At 57.7% G+C, this 20,032-nt stretch carries 19 protein-coding genes; 15 read left to right on the top strand and 4 right to left on the bottom strand.

Going from position 1 to position 20,032, the window contains the following annotated elements; all coding sequences use genetic code 11:
• Positions 1 to 56: 56 nt before the first annotated feature.
• The 8 genes from Q3H59_RS20005 to Q3H59_RS20040 all read left to right on the top strand — a co-directional run bounded on the left by Q3H59_RS20005 (position 57) and on the right by Q3H59_RS20040 (position 8,611).
• The gene (locus Q3H59_RS20005; protein ID WP_101763875.1) at positions 57 to 719 is read left to right on the top strand and encodes an OmpA family lipoprotein; all 663 of its coding nucleotides are present in this window, start codon (positions 57 to 59) and stop codon (positions 717 to 719) included.
• A 159-nt stretch (positions 720 to 878) separates the two neighbouring features.
• On the top strand, positions 879 to 1,883 hold the full coding sequence (locus Q3H59_RS20010) for a LacI family DNA-binding transcriptional regulator (RefSeq protein ID WP_277974318.1): 1,005 nt from the start codon (positions 879 to 881) through the stop codon (positions 1,881 to 1,883).
• Positions 1,884 to 1,941: 58 nt separating this feature from the next.
• Positions 1,942 to 2,967, top strand: coding sequence for a LacI family DNA-binding transcriptional regulator (locus Q3H59_RS20015; RefSeq protein WP_137384837.1), 1,026 nt, complete (start codon positions 1,942 to 1,944; stop codon positions 2,965 to 2,967).
• 125 nt (positions 2,968 to 3,092) lie between these two features.
• On the top strand, positions 3,093 to 3,839 hold the full coding sequence (locus Q3H59_RS20020; protein ID WP_192236812.1) for a sugar phosphate isomerase/epimerase: 747 nt from the start codon (positions 3,093 to 3,095) through the stop codon (positions 3,837 to 3,839).
• A 10-nt stretch (positions 3,840 to 3,849) separates the two neighbouring features.
• Complete coding sequence (locus Q3H59_RS20025) at positions 3,850 to 4,794, top strand: sugar kinase (protein ID WP_008105274.1); 945 nt, start codon at positions 3,850 to 3,852, stop codon at positions 4,792 to 4,794.
• A gap of 179 nt (positions 4,795 to 4,973) precedes the next feature.
• On the top strand, positions 4,974 to 6,257 hold the full coding sequence (locus Q3H59_RS20030) for an MFS transporter (RefSeq protein ID WP_101763879.1): 1,284 nt from the start codon (positions 4,974 to 4,976) through the stop codon (positions 6,255 to 6,257).
• Positions 6,258 to 6,307: 50 nt separating this feature from the next.
• Positions 6,308 to 7,282, top strand: coding sequence for a glyoxylate/hydroxypyruvate reductase GhrB (gene ghrB / locus Q3H59_RS20035; protein WP_192236811.1), 975 nt, complete (start codon positions 6,308 to 6,310; stop codon positions 7,280 to 7,282).
• Positions 7,283 to 7,363: 81 nt separating this feature from the next.
• A complete protein-coding gene (locus Q3H59_RS20040) occupies positions 7,364 to 8,611 on the top strand; it encodes a valine--pyruvate transaminase (protein ID WP_309836540.1) in 1,248 nt (415 codons plus the stop codon).
• A 72-nt stretch (positions 8,612 to 8,683) separates the two neighbouring features.
• Here the strand turns inward: Q3H59_RS20040 and Q3H59_RS20045 are convergent, their stop codons facing one another.
• Positions 8,684 to 10,117, bottom strand: a complete 1,434-nt coding sequence (locus Q3H59_RS20045; protein WP_101763882.1) for a PLP-dependent aminotransferase family protein — start codon at positions 10,115 to 10,117, stop codon at positions 8,684 to 8,686.
• A gap of 195 nt (positions 10,118 to 10,312) precedes the next feature.
• Here Q3H59_RS20045 and Q3H59_RS20050 point away from each other — a divergent pair, with 195 nt between their 5' ends.
• Genes Q3H59_RS20050 through Q3H59_RS20075 form a run of 6 tightly spaced genes read left to right on the top strand, consistent with a single transcriptional unit; the run spans position 10,313 to position 16,030 of the window.
• Positions 10,313 to 11,779 (top strand): hypothetical protein, encoded by a 1,467-nt coding sequence (locus Q3H59_RS20050; protein WP_192414291.1) that lies wholly within the window; start codon positions 10,313 to 10,315, stop codon positions 11,777 to 11,779.
• 17 nt (positions 11,780 to 11,796) lie between these two features.
• Complete coding sequence (locus Q3H59_RS20055) at positions 11,797 to 13,074, top strand: acetyl-CoA carboxylase biotin carboxylase subunit family protein (protein WP_280172269.1); 1,278 nt, start codon at positions 11,797 to 11,799, stop codon at positions 13,072 to 13,074.
• Positions 13,062 to 13,769 (top strand): class II glutamine amidotransferase, encoded by a 708-nt coding sequence (locus Q3H59_RS20060; protein ID WP_110868247.1) that lies wholly within the window; start codon positions 13,062 to 13,064, stop codon positions 13,767 to 13,769. Before Q3H59_RS20055 ends, Q3H59_RS20060 begins: the two co-directional genes overlap by 13 nt.
• 5 nt (positions 13,770 to 13,774) lie before the next feature.
• Positions 13,775 to 14,575 carry a hypothetical protein gene (locus Q3H59_RS20065; RefSeq protein ID WP_101763936.1) on the top strand — a complete coding sequence of 267 codons (801 nt, stop codon included), beginning with the start codon at positions 13,775 to 13,777 and terminating at the stop codon, positions 14,573 to 14,575.
• 27 nt (positions 14,576 to 14,602) lie between these two features.
• Positions 14,603 to 15,103, top strand: a complete 501-nt coding sequence (locus Q3H59_RS20070; protein ID WP_101763886.1) for a YbaK/EbsC family protein — start codon at positions 14,603 to 14,605, stop codon at positions 15,101 to 15,103.
• Positions 15,104 to 15,124: 21 nt separating this feature from the next.
• Complete coding sequence (locus Q3H59_RS20075; RefSeq protein ID WP_110868246.1) at positions 15,125 to 16,030, top strand: EamA family transporter; 906 nt, start codon at positions 15,125 to 15,127, stop codon at positions 16,028 to 16,030.
• Positions 16,031 to 16,076: 46 nt separating this feature from the next.
• Here Q3H59_RS20075 and ibpA read toward each other — a convergent pair whose 3' ends face one another.
• The gene (ibpA, locus tag Q3H59_RS20080; RefSeq protein WP_101763888.1) at positions 16,077 to 16,490 is read right to left on the bottom strand and encodes a small heat shock chaperone IbpA; all 414 of its coding nucleotides are present in this window, start codon (positions 16,488 to 16,490) and stop codon (positions 16,077 to 16,079) included.
• Between the two features lie 286 nt (positions 16,491 to 16,776).
• On the opposite strand from ibpA, the gene Q3H59_RS20085 reads away from it, so the two are divergent.
• A complete protein-coding gene (locus Q3H59_RS20085; protein WP_309836757.1) occupies positions 16,777 to 17,136 on the top strand; it encodes a YceK/YidQ family lipoprotein in 360 nt (119 codons plus the stop codon).
• On the opposite strand, the gene Q3H59_RS20090 is transcribed toward Q3H59_RS20085, so the two are convergent.
• Complete coding sequence (locus tag Q3H59_RS20090; RefSeq protein WP_309836546.1) at positions 17,114 to 18,376, bottom strand: DUF3748 domain-containing protein; 1,263 nt, start codon at positions 18,374 to 18,376, stop codon at positions 17,114 to 17,116. The genes Q3H59_RS20085 and Q3H59_RS20090 overlap by 23 nt on opposite strands.
• Before the next feature lie 145 nt (positions 18,377 to 18,521).
• Positions 18,522 to 19,817 (bottom strand): MFS transporter, encoded by a 1,296-nt coding sequence (locus Q3H59_RS20095; RefSeq protein WP_101763891.1) that lies wholly within the window; start codon positions 19,815 to 19,817, stop codon positions 18,522 to 18,524.
• Between the last annotated feature and the right edge of the window lie 215 nt (positions 19,818 to 20,032).

Genomic DNA, 20,032 nt, shown 5'->3' on the forward strand with positions numbered 1-20,032 from the left:
GGCATAATAGTGCCGTTTTGGGGCTTTTCCCCGTTTAAATCTGTGAGGGGTTTTTCATGAATAAGCGTATTTTGGCGCTGACCTTGTTACTGAGCGGCAGCCTCGCGCTGTCGGGTTGTACCACCAATCCCTATACCGGCGAATCGCAGGCGGGCAAATCGGGTATCGGTGCCGGTTTGGGCGCGGTGCTGGGTGCGGGCGTGGGCGTGCTGTCGTCGTCGAAGAAAGATCGCGGTAAAGGTGCACTGATTGGCGCGGCGTCCGGTGCCGCACTGGGCGGCGGCGCGGGTTATTACATGGATGTGCAGGAAGCGAAACTGCGCGACAAAATGCGCGGCACCGGCGTCAGCGTGACGCGTCAGGGCGACAACATCGTGCTCAACATGCCAAATAACGTCACCTTTGATTCCAACAGCAGCAACCTGAAACCGGCGGGCGCCAACACCCTGACCGGCGTGGCGATGGTGCTGAAAGAGTATCCAAAAACCGCCGTGAATGTGGTGGGCTACACCGACAGTACCGGCACGCGCGCGCTGAATATGCGCCTGTCACAGCAGCGCGCCGACAGCGTGGCCAGCGGTCTGATTCTGCAAGGCGTGGCGCAAAACCGTCTGCGCACCCAGGGTTTAGGCCCGGATAATCCGGTTGCCAGCAACAGCACCGAAGACGGTAAAGCACAGAACCGTCGCGTTGAGATCACCCTCAGCCCACTGGGCTAAAAGTAAAGAGCCGATCTGCACGAACAGATCGGCTTTTGTCACATTTTTCCGCCTCTTTTGACGCCATCTTTGTTAGAAAAAGCTAAAAAATTCGTAACCGATAGAGCCGCCTTTTCCTTTATGCTAGCGTGATCAAAAATTGATCAGTGGGACGCTATCATGTCACTCAAAGCCATCGCCGCTACCCTTGGCCTCTCTGTTACTACCGTGAGCCGGGCGCTAAATGGCTATGACGATGTAGCGGCCGTCACGCGTAAACGCATTGAAGACGAAGCGAATGCGCGCGGCTATCGCCCCAACGACGCTGCCCGCCGCCTGAAAACCGGGCGCGCCAATGCGGTCGGTCTACTCTTTCCCATCAGCCACGCCTCGCTCAATGACAGCTATTACAGCCAAATGCTGCTGATGCTGGATCAACGCCTCGCCCAGCACGATATTGATTTGCTGTTGCTGCCTGACAAACCGCAAGGGCAACAGCGTAAGCTGATCCGCATGCTGCGCAGCGGCGCCATCGATGCGCTGATTTTAACCCACACCCTGCCGCAGGATGCGCGACTGCAACGCTTGCAGCAGAAGGGTTTCCGCTTCCTGACGCTCGGCCGCAGCGAGCTGCCGCTGCCATACGCATGGATTGATTACGATAATCACGCCGGTACCTTTCTGGCGGCAGAACACTGCCTGCAACAAGGTTGGCCGCGTCTGGCCTATCTCGGCAGTAACGAAACGGCAACGTACATCCTCGATCGCCGCCAGGGATTTATTGATGCGCTGATTCGGCATCAGGCGCCGGTCGATCAATCCCTGATGGCCGCACTACCCGCCACACGCCGCTCCGGCTATCAGCAAACCAATGCCTGGCTGGCGCAAGGCGACGCGCCGCAGGCGATCATCACCGATTGCAGCACGCTGGGTGAAGGTGCCGCGATTGCGCTGCAGCAGGCGGCCCGCCTGAAGGGCGCGCAGGCGATTCCGCTGTATGTGTATGATGGATTGCCGCCCGATTCGATTGTCGATCAGCCGGTGAACACCATTCTGCAATCATCGCAGCAGCACATTGGCGAGCGCATCGCCGAAATGGTGCTGCAACTGCTCGATGATGTGCCGCCAGGCGATCTGCAAACGCTCTGGCAGCCGGTGCTGCGACTCACTTCTGACGCGCAATGATTGCGCCTGGCGCGAGCTGTGTTAGTCTTCGCCTGTTTCTTTTCAGCAGGTGTAAGCAATGAAAACCAGGCCGCCACGAGCCACAATCAGTGACGTTGCCCGTACGGCAAAAACCGGTAAAACCAGCGTTTCCCGCTATCTGAATGGCGAAGTGAATCTGCTCTCGCCCGATCTCAAAGCCCGTATCGAACAGGCCATCGCCGAACTCAACTATCGTCCCAGCCAGATGGCGCGCGGACTGAAACGCGGCCGCACGCGTTTGATTGGCCTGATCATTGCCGACATCACCAATCCTTACTCGGTTGACGTGCTGAGCGGCATCGAAGCGGCGTGTCGTGCGCAGGGCTTTACCCTGCTGATGTGTAACACCAACAATGAAGTCGATCTCGAACAGCATTACCTGCAACTGCTCAGCAGCTATCAGGTGGAAGGCATTGTGGTTAATGCCGTGGGCATGCATGAAGAAGTGCTCAATCGCCTGCAACAGTCGATGCTGCCGATGGTATTGATTGACCGGAAAATCCCCGATTTCGCCTGCGATATGGTGGGGCTCAACAACGTTGAAGCCTCCACGGTTGCGACCCAACATTTGCTGGATAACGGCTATCAAGCCCTGCTCTTCCTTAGCGAGCCGCTCGGCAGCGTTAATACGCGCCGTGAACGTCTGCGCGCCTTCTACGACACGGTAAAAAACGCGCCAGAGATTGCGGCAGAGAATGCCGAGGTAGCGCTGCATCAGCCCGACGCGCTGGAAAAACAGCTGCGGGAATTCCACCAGCGCCATCCCGACAAACGCTGTGCGGTGATCGCCGCCAACGGCGCGCTGACCTTGCAAGTGGCGCGCGCGCTGCAGCGCCTTGCGCTGCGCTGGGGCGAAGCGATTGGCCTGCTGGGCTTTGACGAACTGGAATGGGCGGCGCTGGCGGGTGTCGGCATCACCACCTTAAAGCAACCCACCTGGCAGATTGGTTACGCCGCGCTGGAGCAGGTTATCGCGCGCATTGAGGGCAGCGAGCAACCGGTCAGCGAACAGCTCTTCTCCGGCGAACTGATCGTACGCGGCTCCAGCCAGCCGCTGCGCTAAGCCGGCCTTTTATGGCTCACTTCGTGAGCATGATCATAATTTCACGGTCTGCGCCTTTCCTTTGGAACCGGTTCCATTTAGGTTTTTTATAACGAATGGGATGTGGTCATGCCCGGAGAAACGTGATGAAACCAGAAATTATTGTTGTAACTGCCGCATACGGCGCGCAGAAAGTAGCGGAATTGGGTGGCCAGGCCGCGCTGTTGCCGCTGATCAAACAGGCCGGCGCAGATGGCGTCGAAATTCGTCGCGAGCTGTTCAACGAAAATGAACTCTGCCTGCTGCATGCGCTGGGCAATGCGATTTCCCAGCATCAGCTGAGCGCCAGTTATTCCGTGCCGGAAGCGTTGTGGCTAGATGATGGTGCGCTGAATCCCCGTCTGGCGCAGTTCCTGCAGGAAGCCGAACAAATCGGCGCTCAGCGCCTGAAAGTGGCGCTTGGCCATTTCGTTGAACTTGATGCGCGCGCGCTGCTCGATGTACTTAAAGCATCAACGGTGACGCTGGTGGTTGAGAACGATCAAACGCCAGACAGCAAACTGGCGCCGATGCTGCGCTTCTTCCATCAGGCTTGCGATGCCGCATTGCCGCTGGATATGACCTTCGATATGGGCAACTGGCAGTGGACCGGCGAAGACGGTTTGCAGGCCGCCGCGCAACTCAGTCGCTACGTTAGCTACATCCACGTTAAAGCGGCGGTGCCACACGGCGCTACTTTCCGCGCGATCGCGCTGGATCAGGCCGACGATAGCTGGCGCACGCTGCTGAACGCGCTGCCAACCGACGCACCGCGCGGCATCGAATTCCCGCTGGAAGGCGCGGATTTGCTGGCGGTCACTCGCCATTACGTTGACCTGCTGCGTGCAGCGTAAGGAGCCGATGATGACGCAAAAAACGCTGGATGTGGTGACGATTGGTGAAGCGATGGCGATGTTTATCGCCCAGCAAACCGGCGATCTCGCCGCAGCAGAAGGCTTCGTCAAACGCATTGCTGGGGCCGAACTCAACGTGGCGATTGGCCTGGCGCGCCTCGGTTTGCAGGTCGGTTGGGTGAGCCGCGTCGGCGACGACAGTTTTGGTCGCTTCACACTGCAACAGCTGGAAAAAGAGGGCGTCGATCACCGCTGCGTCACCACGGACGCGCGCTATCGCACCGGCTTCCAGCTCAAATCCCGCGTCGATGACGGCTCCGATCCGGAAGTCGAATATTTCCGCAAAGGCTCCGCCGCCAGCCATCTGTCGCCCGACGATTTCAACGACGACTACTTTGGCAGCGCGCGCCATCTGCATTTAAGCGGCGTGGCGGCGGCAATCTCTGACAGCTCGCTTGCCCTGGCGCAACACGCGGCAAAAGAGATGCGCGCGCGAGGCAAAACCATCTCCTTCGATCCCAATTTGCGTCCGGTGTTATGGCGCAGCGAAGAGGAGATGCGCAAGCAACTCAATCATCTGGCGGAATACGCCGATTGGGTGCTGCCGGGCGAGAAAGAGGGTTTGATTCTCACCGGCTACCGCCAGCCGGAAGCCATCGCCGATTTCTACCTCGATAAAGGGGTGAAAGCGGTGGTGATCAAAACCGGTGGCGACGGCGCCTGGTACAAAACCGCCGACGGCCAGCAAGGCCAGGTCGCACCGATTCGCGTCGAGAATGTGGTCGATACCGTGGGTGCCGGCGACGGCTTTGCGGTTGGGCTGATCAGCGCTTTGCTGGAAGGAAAATCCCTGCCGCAGGCGATTCTGCGCGGTAATAAGATCGGTTCGCTGGCGATTCAGGTCGCTGGCGACAGCGAAGGCCTGCCGACGCGCGCGGCATTGGGCGATTACTGATAACAGCACAATCCCGTAGCGGCGCGATGCATCGCGCGCTTTTCGCAGCGGCTTCGCTGCCAGAAGCGCAATAAATTGCGCCGCTACGGGTCCGTACGAAACCCAATAGCTGTACCCACTACAACAATATCGCGAGGCGCATCCACTGAATGCGTCCACCTCAACCAGAGGAGTCACCCATGAAATCGCAGACAATCGCGCCAAAACGCTGGTGGTTTATCATGCCCATCGTGTTTATCACCTACAGTCTGGCGTATCTGGACCGGGCGAACTTCAGCTTCGCCTCTGCCGCAGGGATAAATGACGATCTCGGCATCACCAAAGGCATGTCATCGCTGCTGGGCGCCCTGTTCTTCCTCGGCTACTTCTTCTTCCAGATCCCCGGCGCGCTGTACGCCGAACGTCGCAGCGTGAAGAAGCTGATTTTCTGGTGCCTGATTTTATGGGGCGGCTGCGCCTCGCTGACCGGCGTGGTCAGCAACATTCCGATGCTGGCGGCGATCCGCTTTGTGCTCGGCGTGGTGGAAGCGGCGGTGATGCCGGCGATGCTGATCTATATCAGCAACTGGTTTACCAAATCCGAACGTTCGCGCGCCAATACCTTCCTGATCCTCGGTAATCCGGTGACGGTGCTGTGGATGTCGGTGGTTTCCGGCTATCTGATTGAGTCCTTTGGCTGGCGCGAGATGTTTATCATTGAAGGCATCCCGGCAGTGATCTGGGCGGTGGCTTGGTGGTTCCTGGTGCAGGACAAACCTGCCCAGGCCAAATGGATGAGCGAAAGCGAGAAAGCCGCGCTGCAGGCGCAGCTGCAAAAAGAGCAGGAAGGGATTAAAGCGGTACGTAACTACGGTGAAGCGTTCCGTAATCGCAACGTGATCCTGCTGTGCCTGCAATATTTTGCCTGGAGCATCGGCGTTTACGGTTTCGTGCTGTGGCTGCCGTCCATTCTGCGTAACGGTTCGCAGATGGGCATGGTGGAAGCCGGTTGGCTGTCTGCGGTGCCGTATCTGGTGGCGACCATTGCGATGATCGTGGTGTCGTGGGCGTCAGATAAAACCCAGAATCGTAAACTGTTTGTCTGGCCGCTGCTGCTGATTGGCGCGCTGGCGTTCCTCGGTTCGTACCTGGTGGGCTCCAGCAACTTCTGGCTGTCGTATACGCTGCTGGTGATTGCCGGTGGGGCGATGTATGCGCCTTATGGTCCGTTCTTCGCCATCATTCCGGAGATGTTGCCGCGCAACGTCGCCGGTGGTGCGATGGCATTAATCAACAGCATGGGCGCACTGGGTTCCTTCGTCGGATCGTGGATTGTAGGCTATCTTAATGGCGCGACCGGTTCGCCTGCCGCCTCCTACATTTTCATGGGTGCTGCGCTGCTGGCTTCGGTTTGGCTGACGTTGATCGTCAAACCAGCCCAGAACAAAACGCCGCCGCCCGTTCACGGGGCGAAGCACGCGTAATCGATTCGGGAGGCATTAAAGCCTCCCCTACATTTTAAAGGGAGCAAAAGATGAAACCTGCTGTGATTCTTTATAAGAGCCTGCCAGATGACCTGCGCACCAAACTGGATGCCCATTTCACCGTCACTGAAGTGCACGACATTTCCCCGGAAACTATCGAAAAACACGCGGCGCAGTTCGAACAGGCGCAAGGTTTGCTCGGCTCTGGCGGCAAAGTGGATGGCGAGCTGCTGGCAAAAATGCCCGCGCTGCGCGCCTGCTCCACCGTGTCGGTGGGTTACGATAACTTCAACGTTGATGCGCTGAATCAACGCAAAGTGCTGCTGATGCACACACCAACCGTGCTGACCGAAACCGTCGCCGACACCATGATGGCGCTGGTTCTGAGCACCGCGCGGCGCGTGACCGAGCTGGATAAGTGGGTCAAAAACGGCGAGTGGAAAAAGAGCATCGGACCGGATCATTTCGGCATTGATGTGCATCACAAAACCCTCGGCATTCTCGGCATGGGCCGCATCGGCCTCGCGCTGGCGCAGCGTGCGCACTTTGGCTTCGGCATGAACATTCTCTATAACGCGCGTCGTCAGCATGAAGAGGCGGAAACCCGCTTTGGTGCGCGTGCCTGCGATCTGGAAACCTTGCTGAAAGAGAGTGATTTTGTCTGCATCAGCCTGCCGCTGACCGAACAGACGCACCATATGATTGGCGCGGCGCAGCTCAAGTTGATGAAGCCAAGCGCAATTCTGATCAACGCCGGTCGCGGTCCGGTGGTGGATGAGCAGGCGCTGACGGCGGCGCTGAAAGACGGCACTATCCACGCCGCCGGTCTGGATGTGTTCGAAGTTGAACCGGTGCCTGCCGATGCCGAAATTTTGACGCTGCCGAACGTGGTCGCGCTGCCGCACATCGGTTCCGCCACCCATGAAACCCGTTACGGCATGGCGCGCGACGCGGTAGATAACCTGATCGCCGCCCTGAGCGGCAAAGTCGAGAAAAACTGCGTTAACCCGCAGATCCAAGGCTAAGCTTGCCTTTTACCCATTGCGCCTGCCAGCGGCGGGCGCTATGGTGGTTCCCCATTCGATTTCACAACGTTTTAACTTCCTATGTCCTTTTCTCAGTTCGGCGACAAATTTACTCAACACTCCGGCATCTCACGTCTGATGGAAGACATGGGTGAAGGCCTGCGCACGCCCGGCACCATCATGCTTGGTGGCGGTAATCCGGCGCAGATCCCGGCGATGAATGACTATTTCAACCAGTTGCTGATGCAGATGCATCAGGACGGCCAGCTGAGCGAAGCGCTGTGCAACTACGATGGTCCGCGCGGCAAAGCGCTGCTGCTGGATGCGCTGGCGAAGATGCTGCGTGAGGAACTTGGCTGGCCATTAACCGCGCAAAACATCGCGCTGACCAACGGCAGCCAGAGTGCGTTTTTCTATCTCTTCAACTTGTTCGCCGGACGTCGCGCCGACGGCAGCAAAAAGCGCGTGCTGTTCCCGCTGGCACCGGAATATCTCGGCTACGCCGATGCCGGCCTGGAAGAGGATCTGTTTGTCTCCGCCAAGCCAAACATTGAGCTGCTGCCGGAAGGCCAGTTCAAATATCACGTTGATTTCGACCATTTGCCGCTGAATGACGATGTCGGCCTAATCTGCGTTTCGCGCCCGACCAACCCAACCGGCAACGTGATCACTGATGATGAACTGCTGCAGCTGGATGCGCTGGCGCAGCAGCACGGCGTACCGCTGCTGATTGATAACGCGTACGGCGTGCCGTTCCCCGGCATCATTTTTAGCGAAGCGCGCCCGCTGTGGAATCCCAATACCATTCTGTGCATGAGCCTGTCGAAACTTGGCCTCCCCGGCGCACGTTGCGGCATTATCGTCGCCGATGAGAGCACTATCACCGCCATTGGCAACATGAACGGCATTATTAGCCTGGCGCCGGGCAGCATCGGCCCAGCGATTGCTAATGAGATGATCGTACGCGGGGATTTGCTGCGGCTGTCGCAAGAGGTGATTAAGCCGTTCTATCAGGCCAAAGTCAGCGAGACGATTGCGATTCTGCGCCGCTATTTGCCGGAAGATCGCTGCCTGATTCATAAACCCGAAGGCGCGATTTTCCTCTGGCTGTGGTTCCGCGATCTGCCGATCAGCACCGAAACGCTGTATCAGCGCCTGAAAGCGCGTGTCGTGCTGATGGTGCCCGGCCACTTCTTCTTCCCCGGTTTGGAGCACGAATGGCCGCACACCCATCAATGCATGCGCATGAACTATGTGCCGGATGCAGAGAAGATTGAGCGCGCGGTGCAGATATTGGCGGAAGAGCTGGAAGCCGCGTTTAAGAATTAAAGCTTCAACGTCGCGCGATGAATCGCGCCGCTACGATTGTGTACACATTCCGTAGCGGCGCAATCTATTGCGCTATCCCTGCGTTATAGATAGCTGGCACCACTGCGCCAGCTGCTGAATCGCCTGCTCCACTTCGGCATTCCAGCCAAAACCGGCATTGAGTCGAAAACAGTGATCGTAGCGGTGATCGGTAGCGAAAATGTGGCCCGGCGCGATACCGATACCCGCGTTGCGCGCCTTGAGAAACAGCGCGCGCACATTCAGCGCACCGATCGGCATTTCCACCCATAACACATAGCCGCCTTCAGGATCAGACACCCGCGTGCCCGGCGGGAAGTAGCGCAGCACCGCCTGACGCATATGCTGGATTTGATTCTTCAACTCGCGCCGTAGCTTACGCAGATGCGCATCATAGCCGCCGCTGCGCAGCAGTTCGGCAATCGCTGCTTGAGACAACACCGACGTGCCCATGCTGGTGGTGTATTTCAGCGAGGCGATTTTGCGCATGTAGTTGCTGCTGTGCACCCAGCCAATGCGAATGCCCGGCGCAACCGTTTTCGAGAAGCCGCTGCACAAAATAGCGTTCGGGCTGAAGGCACGCATTGGAAACGGACGGCGCTCACCGAATGCGGTATCACCGAAGATATCATCCTCAATGATCACCACATCGTTCTCGTCGGCCTGACGTGCGATATAGGCTTTCTGCTCGTTGGGAATGCTTTTGCCGAGCGGATTATTGATGTTGTTGATGGTGAGATACGCCTGCACCGCTTTGCGCTGGAACAGTGAAGTAAGTTTCTCCACATTAACGTAACCTTCCGGCCCCGCTTCCACCTCAATCACCCGCAGATTGAGGTTATGCAGCATCTGCAGCAACACGAAATAGCACGGCGATTCCACCGCGACGATATCGCCTGGCCGCGTGGTGGCGCGTAGCGCCAGCGAAATCGCTTCGATGCAGCCGTTGGTGATCAGGATGTCATCCGCATTGATATTGCAGCCATAATCCACCGCGCGGCGTGCAATTTCATTTTTCAGCGGCGCGTAGCCGGTGCCTTTTACGGTATTCCCCAGCAGCGCCGGTTTGCTGTAACCCATCTGGCGCATCAGCAAACCAATCTTCTTCACCGGATAGAGTGAGAGGTCGCCGTTGGCCAGATCCAGCCGCACGCGGCAGTCTGAACCGAGCATCGCCAGATGCAGCTCGGTCTGCTCGTCGAGCGGCGCCACTTCGCGCGCTTGCTCGTTAATGAGCGTGGGAAAGGTTTTATTAACAGGCCGCGGTGCGACAAAAAAACCGGACTTGGGACGCGCCACTGCGTAGTGCTCATCCTCAAGCGTGCGTAATGTTTTCAGCGCGGTGGTCATGCTGACGCTGTACTGCGTCGCCAACGTGCGCACCGACGGTAAACGGCTGTCGGGCGGCAGCGAGCCGCTGTGAATGGCTTGTTTTATCTGCTCTGCGATTTGACGGTAACGACTGCCCTGTTCCGTTTCACCCGCCATCTGTTCCACCCTATTTCGTCCGGATCTGTGCGTTTTCACCAGATTACATTCAAAGTACTTTAGGCTGCATTAGTTAATTGATAACCCGCGCAATCGTCTTTAAGGCATTCATTCCGTAGCACCTTCGTGGCCCATTTCCCGTCTGATGCCGCCAGCACGGCAGCAGCGACTTTTTAGCCAAAGGATGAAGTGAAAATGAATAATCTGTCCACCCTGATGCGAGAGATTAGTGGATATCTCACCCCCACGATTATTGATTCCGCGCAACACTGTTCACGCCGTTTACTCGCCGCGCTCCCGGATGCCACTCACCCGGAGAATAACCGCGTGCTGCTGGCCTACGGCGGCGGCAAAGACAGCAGCTATATGGTGGCGTACGTGCGCTACATTCAGGGGCTGATCTGGCAGCAACATGGCAGCACCTTTCAGCTGCGCATTAGCACCAACCGCCATGCGGCAATGAACGACAGCGTAATGGACAATATCGATCGCGTGTATCGCGCGTTGCACATCCACGATGATGACTTTACCGAATGTCTGGTGACTGACGGCCTGCAAATCCGCCACTTCGATCGCCATTTACCGATGCCAGACAGCGTGCGCCAGCAGAATCGCAACGATGTGCTGATGAATGGCCATCGCTTCCGCGCCGATGCGCGCTCGACGTTTTGTAACGCCTGTAATCTCAGCATGGTGAACTCGTTTGGCCTGGCGGCGCATTACGACGGCGGCGTTGATGTGATCATCACCGGCGATTCGCCGCAGGAACAAACCGCTTATCTGGCGTGGGCGCGCCATCTTTCGCGGCTGTTTGCTGCGCCGGTGGCGGATAAGTCGCGCGGCTTTAGCGGCTTCCTGCAAACGCTGGATGGCGTGGCCGAGCGCTATTTCGCCGATATCTACGGTGCCGATCAGGTGACGCCCGCGCACCGCATTACCTGGCAGCTGGAACGCGATCCGCTGTTCTTCAATATCTATCAGGACACCGCCTATGAAGCGGGCGCGCACTGGGCGCTGCTGACTGAATTTATGCATTTCCGCTTTGATGAACTGATGTTCAGCTTTTCCGAATCGGACTGCGGTAACCCGACGTTAATGGCACATATTCGCGGTCTGCGTGCGGAGACGCTGTTGCAGCGCAGCTACGCCGAAGGCATTCGCGAATATGTGCGCTTTGCGCTCGGGCTGATGGTGAAAAAAGATTTCCCGCCGCAGCTGATTGATGAGATGGCGGCACGTTATCAGGACGATGAGGCGATTAAGCGCGCCCGCCAGCGCGCCGCGCAGTTCGCCGAACAGGCATTTGGCCTCAATGAAACCCAACTGGTTTGCATGATCTATTCGCCGTTTATCGCCGAAGGCAATCAGCTGAAAAGCTGGTTGCAGCAGTTGGTCGATGCGCCGGACGAAGCGGCGGTGCGCGCCTTGCTGCGCGGCGAAAGCGACGACCTGGTGCTGGCGCAGCAGCTGGAGCAACACTCTGGTTTGACCGTGGCGCAGATGCGTCACTGCTGGCGTAGCAAGCAGGTGAGTTCACTGCTGGACGAACAGCGCGGCGATGCGCTTTCGCGCGTGCTGCGTTTTGACCCGCACAAAGCAGTGATTCAGGTGAATAACGGGGTCATGCACGACGTCGTCACTGAAGTGATCTCCGGGCGTTAACCCGGTAAGGCAACGCGATGAGAAAGATTTTCCTGCAGATTGGTGCCACCCGCGACGGACAAAATCCTTACTGCGCGGTGGCCAAACGCGACGGCTACTTTACCGTGCTGGCGGAGATGGGCGATTTCGTCGATTACCAATCGCTGAGCATCCCGTTGCCGTTCGATCTGATTGTGCGGCTCGATCGCCCGGAAAATCCGTGGGATGTACTGCAAGCCTGTTTGCATGCCGGGTTGATGGAGCATCCTCACGTGGTGCTGGCGGGCTTTGAAGCTTACAACGCCAGCGCCGGTCGCGTACGCGAACTGCTGGCGGGGCCCGACGCCGGTGCCAGCTTTATTCCGCCGGATAAGTACGCGCAGCGTATGGCGTTGCGCAAAGCCTGGCAGCGCTTTCCGCAGCCGGAGTTTCGCTTTTTTGCCTCGCCGCTCAGCATTCGGGATGCGCGAGACGCGTTGCTCTATCCCTGCGTGATCAAGCCGGTTGACGGCGGCGGCGGTCTTGGCGTCTGGCTGGTGAAACAGGCCAGCCAGCTTGATGCGGTGATCGGCAAGCTGGTCGACACCATGAATTACGGCGGGCGCGGCTTCAGCGGTTTTATCGTCGAGAGCTGGCTGGCGGGCGATGAGTATTCGCTGCAAGGCGTGGTGGCGAACGGCCATGCGGTGGCGCTGACCTGCTGCCAAAAGGTGATCGAACACCATAGCGATGCCGACGGCTGCGTCAGTTTTTACGAATCCGGCCATGTGGCGGTCGCCGCGCAGCAACTGCCCGCCAGCTTTAGCAGCCTGATGAGCTTCTGCTGTGAAACCTTCGGCTATCGTCAGGGTGCATTTCACATCGACTTCATTTTGGTCAACGGCGAACCGCATTTCCTCGAAATGGGCTTCCGCCTTTCCGGCATGGGCGTGGTGAATCTGGTGCAGGAAGTCACCGGCATCAACTGGGCGGAAGTGGCGTTCCACATCGAAGCCGGTCACGGCATGCCGCCGCTGCATTTTCCGGCGCAGCCGCAGGCGGTGGGCCGCGTGCGTTTGCGTCAGCGCCTGCAGTATGACGCGGCTGAGCGCTGGATCGCACAGCACCAGCGCGGTCAGCTGTTGCCGCCGCTCAATCTGCCCGCGCTAGCAGTTTCGCCACGCTCTTCGCTGTATGCCGATTTAACCCGCCACGCCGGCATTCTCGCCACCTTGCGCCTCGCAGCGACCAGCCGCGACGACATTCTGGCGGTGTTCCGTCAGATCCTTGAGGCCCCATCGCTCACCACTCGGAGAGATTTACTATGTGCAGAATGATTGTGGCGCACGGCCAATTTGATGCCGCCGCAGTGCTGGACGCCGCGCGTGCCATGAGCTGCGGCGAAACCGCCACGCACGAAGGTCCGATTAAACAGCATCCTAACGGTTGGGGCTGTTTATGGCTGGAGCAAGGGCACATTCGCACGCTGCACGGCACCGGCACGTTCGCCGATGCGCTGCCGACCATTGATGTTGATCGCCTGCGCGGCCGCTTTCTGGCGGTGCATGTGCGCCACGCCACGCTGAGCAAAAATCACGGTATCGAATTTTCTCATCCGCTGTGGCGCACCAGCGGCGACACGCAGTGGTACATGATGCATAACGGTTTTTTGCCCACCGTTTATCAGCAATTGGGCATGGCGGAGTCGCGCTTTGATTCCGCGGAGTATCTCGAATATATGGTGGATCGCGCCACGCCCGCCGATTTCACCCGCGATTATCTGCGCGACAAGATGGCGCAGGTCGCGCCGGGCGGCAGTTCGGCCAACGCCATTTTTGTCACCCGCGATAAAGCCTGGGCGTGGCAATGGCATCCCGACGACACGCCCTATCCCAACTATTTCACGCTGCACCGCTTACAGAAAAACGACACCACTTTCATCTCTTCTGAACCTATTTCAGCACTGGGCACGGCGTCTGAATGGCGTCGTATGAACAACCATGAACTTCATGAATTTCCAATTGGGGAGTGATCAACATGGCGATTTTCAATCAGATCCGCGTTATTCATCCAAACATGTTTGTGGAGAGCACCTGGCTGGATGACATCGTGACGGCGCGCGTGCCGCTGCTGGTGTTACGTAACTTCCTCAAGCCGGACGTGCGCGCAGCGGTGGTGGAGGATTTGCAGCAGTGCCGCGAACAGGTGCGGGTATCGCACTATCCAAACGGCGCGCTGACCACGCTCGGCCCTTATCTGGCGAAGCACACCGCCGCGCCGGAAAACTACTTCACCGAGCTGCGCGATATTCAGGCGGCGCTGCCGTCGTCGCTGCACTGCCTGCGCGATCAGATCTACAACTGGGTGCAGCACGCGCTGCGCCTGGAAAGCCTGCAAACCGCTAATGAACCCGAGCTGGGCGATTACGCCGGTTCGATTGTGCGCTTCCACGCTGACGGCGTCGCCAATCCCCTGCATAACGACAACATCGTGCGCGATGCCGCCGGCAGCGGATTGGCGGTGACCCGCATCTTGCACCAGCTGAGTTGCGTGGTTTGTTTGCAGGAGTGCAACGCCGGCGGCGCGCTGCGCATCTTCAATAAGAAGTGGCAGCCGGTAGATGAATGGTACAAAACGCCGGGCGAACTGGGTTATCAAACCGGCGTCATCGAACACAGCGAGGTATGCGAGTTCTCACCGCGCAGTGGCGATATCTATCTGTTTAATCCGGCGTTTTATCACGAAATTGATCGCGTGGAAGGCGACACGCGCATCACCATGGGCTTCTTCTTTGGCCTGACCGACAAAAAAATGAAACACGCCATCGCCTGGAGTTAACGCCAGGTTTTCGACGAGGAGACGAACATGAATACCTATGAAAAAGTAGCGGCCCTGCTGGATCATCATCAGGCGCGTTATCGCGTGGTGGAGCATGAAGCCATCGGCCAGACCGACCTGATTAGCGAGATTCGCGGTAACGATCTCAATCAGGCGGCCAAAGCGATGGTGCTGGAAGTGACGATGCCGGATGGCGCGGATGCGCGCTATCTGCTGGCGATTGTGCCGGGCGACTGCAAGATCAACTTCAAAAGCGCCGCACGCGCCATTGGCGGCAAGAAGTCGAGCTTTGCGGCGCCAGAGAAAGCGCAGGAGTTAACCCAGTGCGTGATGGGCGCGGTGCCGCCGTTTAGTTTTGATGACCGGCTAGCGCTGCGCGTCGATGTGCGCCTGCGCGATGTCGGCACGCTGTGGTTTAACGCCGGGGCACTGGATCGCTCCGTGGCTTTACAGGTGGATGACTTCTTTAAGGTTGTCGGTGATGAATGTTGTGCCGAGATCGCAACACCGGTGACGGCAACCGCCTGATCGCGGCAGTAAGGACTGTGTATGTCAGTGAAAGATATGTTGTTAGCCCTGCTGGTTGTGGTGGCGTGGGGCGTGAATTTTGTGGTGATTAAGCTGGGCCTGCAGGATATGCCGCCTTTTTTACTGGCGGGATTGCGGTTTAGCCTGGTGGCGTTTCCGGCAATCTTGTTTGTGAAGCGTCCGGCGATTCCGCTGCGCTGGCTGATCGTCTACGGCATGACCATCAGCTTTGGCCAGTTCGCCTTTCTGTTCCTCGCGATCAAGCTGGGCATGCCGGCAGGATTGGCGTCGCTGGTGTTACAGGCGCAGGCCTTCTTCACGCTGCTGTTGGGGGCGCTGTTCCTGGCGGAGAAGTTACGCTGGAATCATATCGTCGGCATTTTGGTGGCGACACTCGGCATGTTTATGCTGGCAACCGCAGGCATGGCAGGCCAAACCACAGCGGGCATTACGCTCACTACCATGATGCTGACGCTGGCTGCGGCGCTGTCGTGGGGCCTCGGCAATATCACCAACAAAATCATTTTGCGTAACCGCAAAGTGCCGGTGATGTCGCTGGTGGTGTGGAGTGCGCTGGTGCCGATCGTGCCGTTCTTTGCCTGCTCATGGCTGTTCGATGGCGAAGCGGCGATTATCACCAGCCTGCTGCACATTTCACTGCAAACGGTGTTGGCGCTGATCTATCTCGCCTTTATCGCCACCATTGTCGGCTACGCGATATGGGGTAATTTGCTGAGCCGCTATGAAACCTGGCGCGTGGCACCGCTGTCGCTGCTGGTGCCGGTGGTGGGGATTCTCAGCGCGGCGCTGATCCTCGGTGAAACCTTGTCGATTCAGCAGATGATCGGCGTTTCAGTGATCATCCTCGGCCTGCTGGTGAATGTGTTTGGCGGCATGGTCAGTCAGCGATTATTGGTGCGCACCTAAACAAAAACGCCGCTTTTCAGCGGCGTTTTTTTAACTCACATCCTGATTACAGAATTTCGATACGACGCGGTTTCGCCTCTTCCGGGACAATGCGAATCAGATCGATGCTCAGCAGACCATTTTCCAGACGCGCATCGCGCACCGTGATGTGATCGGCCAGCTGGAATTTGCGCTCGAAGTTGCGCTCGGCGATACCCTGATACAGGTATTTACGCTCCGGCTGCTCTTCAGGATGTGCGCCGCGCACCACCAGCACGTTGTCATGCGAGGTGATATCTAACTCGCTCTGGGCAAAGCCCGCCACGGCAATGGTGATACGGTAGAAATTCTCATCCACCAGCTCAACGTTATACGGAGGATAGCCACCATTGGCCTGGTTTTGGTTGGACTCAAGCAGGTTAAACAGGCGATCGAAACCAATGGCAGAACGATAAAGTGGGGTGAGATCAAAGTTACGCATAATAAGACTCCTGATATTCAGCAAGTTTAGGCAACCTTCCACCATGGACAGGTTGTGCAGTCCGTTGCTGTCCCTTCCGGCAACAGCAACAAGACCGTTCCTTAAAAGTGGGTGCAGCCTGGTCGCTTTCAAGGGCTGATGCGTATTTTTTTACAGCAAATCTGACGATATGACATACACTCAGGGGACCAATCGCCTGAGATCCAAGACGCAGCCACAGAGCTTTGCTTAACGTCAGGTGACACACTCCAGCCAGGGCCATGCCATGACTGAAGGGATGATGATGATGAATATGATGAAACGCTTTCCGCTCACAGCTGTGCTGGTTTGCAGTACCTTTGTTACTTCAGGTTGCTCCAGCGTTATGTCTCACACTGGCGCCAGTCAGGGCTACTATCCCGGCACGCGCGCCAGCGCAGAGATGATCACTGACGACAACACCAGCTGGGCGATCAAGCCGCTGGCGCTGATCGATCTCCCGTTCTCAGCGGTGATGGACACCGTGCTGCTGCCGTGGGATTACTTCCGTTCTGGCGACGATAAAAGTAAGGATTCGATTCACGAGCGCGTGATGCAGAGCGAAAAAATGGCCGGCACGCAAGCCAGCCTGGCGACCGCCGCGTCTATGCCCGCGCAGCCGCACTGACGCAAAACAGCTGCCGCCAGCCGTCCACTTCCCGCATATAAGCGATCTTTTCTCCATCCGGCGACCAGACCACTGCATCACCGGATGGCGCATGATCGCTGCGTGGCGTTAAGCGCGTACAGGCTCCCGTCGCCATTTCACAGCGCATCACACTGTTATCACAGATAAAGCATATCGCGCCGCCTTGTGGATGCCAGCTAAAGGCCGACTGAATGCTACTCGCCAGCTGCGTCACCTGGCGTGGCAGGCCGCCATTCGGTGAAACCGTCCACAGCTGAATCACGCCCTGTTCGTCCGCCAGCAAAAAGGCGATGGCACTGCCATCCGCGGAGGCGCGCAGCCAGTGGCGCGGTTGCAGTGCCAGGCCATGGGTGTGCGTGATGCGTCGCTGCTGCACGCCAGCTGGCGGCGCAGGCAATTTATCCGCCGTGCCCTGTAAGGGCGAAGCACCCGCTTTGGCGTAATCGGCTAACGCGGCGGGCAGATCCACCACAAACACTTCCGGCACTTTGTCGCCGTTGGCGGCGCGCGTATCGCCGATAAAGGCGATAGCCCAGCGCTGCCAGCTGCCATCCGCTTTCTGATAGCCTTGATTCCCGATCCAGCACTCTTCATAGGCGCGGTCAATCTGGTCGCTGCCCGGCTGAGGATCGCGCTGCGTCTGGCTGACCAGCACGCAATAATGACTGCCCTCATATTCACGCGGATGCTGTTTGGGCGGACACACCGGATGCAGCGGCACGGCCACGCCGACGTTACGCAGGTCTTCGCCGGCATCCTTTTCATGCATCACATGATCGTTGTAGGTAAAGCTCAGGCGCGAACCATCCGGGCTGAAGACGTGGACATGCGAGCCACCGCGCAGCGCGCCAGGCGTGTAAGGCGCGGTGATATCGCAGGCATCAAGGTTCTCGGCGATGCCTTGCTGCACGATCACGCCGCGTCGGTGATGAAAATCGTAGCGCCAGTGCGCATCCGGATGTTCCGGACCATGAATGCAAACGTAACGCGGCGGCAGATCCGGACTGACGGTGACCACGCCAACGTGCGCACCATCGCGAGCCTGATACAACACTTCAACGGCACCGCTCGCCACGTTGACGCGCTCGATAGTCAGGCTGGTAAAAGAGGCGCCGGAAGGTCGCACATCAAATGCCAGCCACTGGCTGTCGCCGGTCCAGACGTTGATGTTGGTAAGTTGATGATGACGCGCGGCAAAGGTGATTTGTTTTTCTGACATGAGGCAACCTTCCATCTAACAGTTGCCGGATAAATTACGTGATTCTGCAGTGAGAAGCAGCAATTTCGCCGCGGTTGATTGCGCAATGAACGGCGCCGCTACGGATTGTGCCCGTATTTGTAGCGGCGCGATTCATCGCGCGAATTTATTCACCTACGCGTTTTACATCACCGACCAGCAGGATGTAGGAGAGCGCGCCAATCAGCGCCACCGCCGAGATATACACCAGCGCCGGTGCAAAGCCGTAGTCCTGCGCCAGATAACCCACCACCAGCGGCACGGTGATGCCACCCAGGCCGCCAACAAAGTTGAACATGCCGCCGGTCAAACCAATCAGGCGCACCGGTGCCAGCGAGGAGACCAGCGACCAGGTAATTGAGGCGAAACCGTTGCCGAAGAAGGCGATCGCCATCAGCGTCATAATCCATATTGGATCGTTGGTGTAGTTCGCGCCCATGATGCAGGTGGAGATCAGCAGACCGCAGATGATCGGCGTTTTGCGCGCAAAGCCCAGCGAACGGCCACTGCGCACCAGACGATCGGCGACGATACCCGAGAGAATCACGCCAACGAATGCCGCGAGGAAGGGCACGGTGGTCATGAAGCCCGCGGTGAGCGCCGCGATGTGTTTTTCCTGCGTCAGATAGTTCGGGAACCAGGTCAGGAAGAACCACAGCGTGGATGTGACGGCGAACTGGCCAAGATAGACGCCGCACAACTTGCGGTGGAACACCAGTTTCCAGTCGGCGGCGGTAAGTTTGGTGCGGGCTTTCTTTTCGCTCGGCGCATCACCATCCACCATCGCGCCACCTTCACGGATGTAATCCAGCTCGGCTTTATTGATGCCTTTGCTTTGGCTGGGTGCCTGATAGAACTTAATCCAGATGAACGACCAGATGATGCCGATGCCGCCGGTAATAATGAAGACCCAATGCCAGCTCAGCAGTTCCTGAATCCAGATCAGCAAGGGCGTGAGGAACGCCAGACCAACAAACTGACCGGACGTGTAGAAGCCGACGGCGGAAGCGCGCTCTTGCTCCGGGAACCAGCTGGTCACCAGCCGGTTATTGGTCGGGAAAGCCGGCGCTTCAAATATGCCGGTAATCGCACGCAGACCAATTAATGATAATAAGCCGGTGGCAAAACCCTGCAATAACGTCGCAACCGACCAGCCAAAGATGGCAATAAAATAGGTTAAGCGTGAACCCACGCGATCGAGGAACCAGCCGCCGGGAATCTGGCATAACGTATATAACCAGGCGAAGGCCGAAAATACATAACCCATTTGCGCTTTAGTAATACCGAACTCTTCCTGAATATGCGCGGAAGCGACGGCTAAATTAGCGCGATCGACATAACAAATGACCACCGTAATAAATATCATCAGCAGCGTGATATAACGACGGCGCGTCGGTTTGGCGTGAACAGCAGAGAGATCCATGGTGTTTCTCCGTAATCGGTTTTGCCGTTTGGGCGCGACAGAGCACGCCCCGGCAAATGTAGGGTAGCGATATCAAAGGTAAAACCGCGTCAGCGGTAAATAAGCTGTGCCGGGAAACAGGCTGAACGCAGCCCTATGCCTTATTTCACCGGCATATAATTATCGAGATTTAATAAAATTTAATACCCTAAAGAATTCGAGTTGCAGAAAGGCGG

It is taken from the genome of Pantoea sp. SORGH_AS_0659, from assembly GCF_031453915.1.
Classification (GTDB): domain Bacteria; phylum Pseudomonadota; class Gammaproteobacteria; order Enterobacterales; family Enterobacteriaceae; genus Pantoea; species Pantoea leporis.

Excerpts from the sequence above, each read along its gene's own strand:
- Q3H59_RS20070 (WP_101763886.1), top strand. The coding sequence starts at position 14,603 with ATGAATACCTATGAAAAAGTAGCGGCCCTGCTGGATCATCATCAGGCG.
- Q3H59_RS20065 (WP_101763936.1), top strand. The coding sequence starts at position 13,775 with ATGGCGATTTTCAATCAGATCCGCGTTATTCATCCAAACATGTTTGTG.
- Q3H59_RS20020 (WP_192236812.1), top strand. The coding sequence starts at position 3,093 with ATGAAACCAGAAATTATTGTTGTAACTGCCGCATACGGCGCGCAGAAA.
- Q3H59_RS20060 (WP_110868247.1), top strand. The coding sequence starts at position 13,062 with ATGTGCAGAATGATTGTGGCGCACGGCCAATTTGATGCCGCCGCAGTG.
- Q3H59_RS20015 (WP_137384837.1), top strand. The coding sequence starts at position 1,942 with ATGAAAACCAGGCCGCCACGAGCCACAATCAGTGACGTTGCCCGTACG.
- Q3H59_RS20085 (WP_309836757.1), top strand. The coding sequence starts at position 16,777 with ATGAATATGATGAAACGCTTTCCGCTCACAGCTGTGCTGGTTTGCAGT.
- Q3H59_RS20030 (WP_101763879.1), top strand. The coding sequence starts at position 4,974 with ATGAAATCGCAGACAATCGCGCCAAAACGCTGGTGGTTTATCATGCCC.
- Q3H59_RS20025 (WP_008105274.1), top strand. The coding sequence starts at position 3,850 with ATGACGCAAAAAACGCTGGATGTGGTGACGATTGGTGAAGCGATGGCG.
- ghrB (WP_192236811.1), top strand. The coding sequence starts at position 6,308 with ATGAAACCTGCTGTGATTCTTTATAAGAGCCTGCCAGATGACCTGCGC.
- Q3H59_RS20010 (WP_277974318.1), top strand. The coding sequence starts at position 879 with ATGTCACTCAAAGCCATCGCCGCTACCCTTGGCCTCTCTGTTACTACC.
- Q3H59_RS20040 (WP_309836540.1), top strand. The coding sequence starts at position 7,364 with ATGTCCTTTTCTCAGTTCGGCGACAAATTTACTCAACACTCCGGCATC.
- Q3H59_RS20075 (WP_110868246.1), top strand. The coding sequence starts at position 15,125 with ATGTCAGTGAAAGATATGTTGTTAGCCCTGCTGGTTGTGGTGGCGTGG.
- Q3H59_RS20055 (WP_280172269.1), top strand. The coding sequence starts at position 11,797 with ATGAGAAAGATTTTCCTGCAGATTGGTGCCACCCGCGACGGACAAAAT.
- Q3H59_RS20050 (WP_192414291.1), top strand. The coding sequence starts at position 10,313 with ATGAATAATCTGTCCACCCTGATGCGAGAGATTAGTGGATATCTCACC.
- ibpA (WP_101763888.1), bottom strand. The coding sequence starts at position 16,490 with ATGCGTAACTTTGATCTCACCCCACTTTATCGTTCTGCCATTGGTTTC.
- Q3H59_RS20095 (WP_101763891.1), bottom strand. The coding sequence starts at position 19,817 with ATGGATCTCTCTGCTGTTCACGCCAAACCGACGCGCCGTCGTTATATC.
- Q3H59_RS20045 (WP_101763882.1), bottom strand. The coding sequence starts at position 10,117 with ATGGCGGGTGAAACGGAACAGGGCAGTCGTTACCGTCAAATCGCAGAG.
- Q3H59_RS20005 (WP_101763875.1), top strand. The coding sequence starts at position 57 with ATGAATAAGCGTATTTTGGCGCTGACCTTGTTACTGAGCGGCAGCCTC.
- Q3H59_RS20090 (WP_309836546.1), bottom strand. The coding sequence starts at position 18,376 with ATGTCAGAAAAACAAATCACCTTTGCCGCGCGTCATCATCAACTTACC.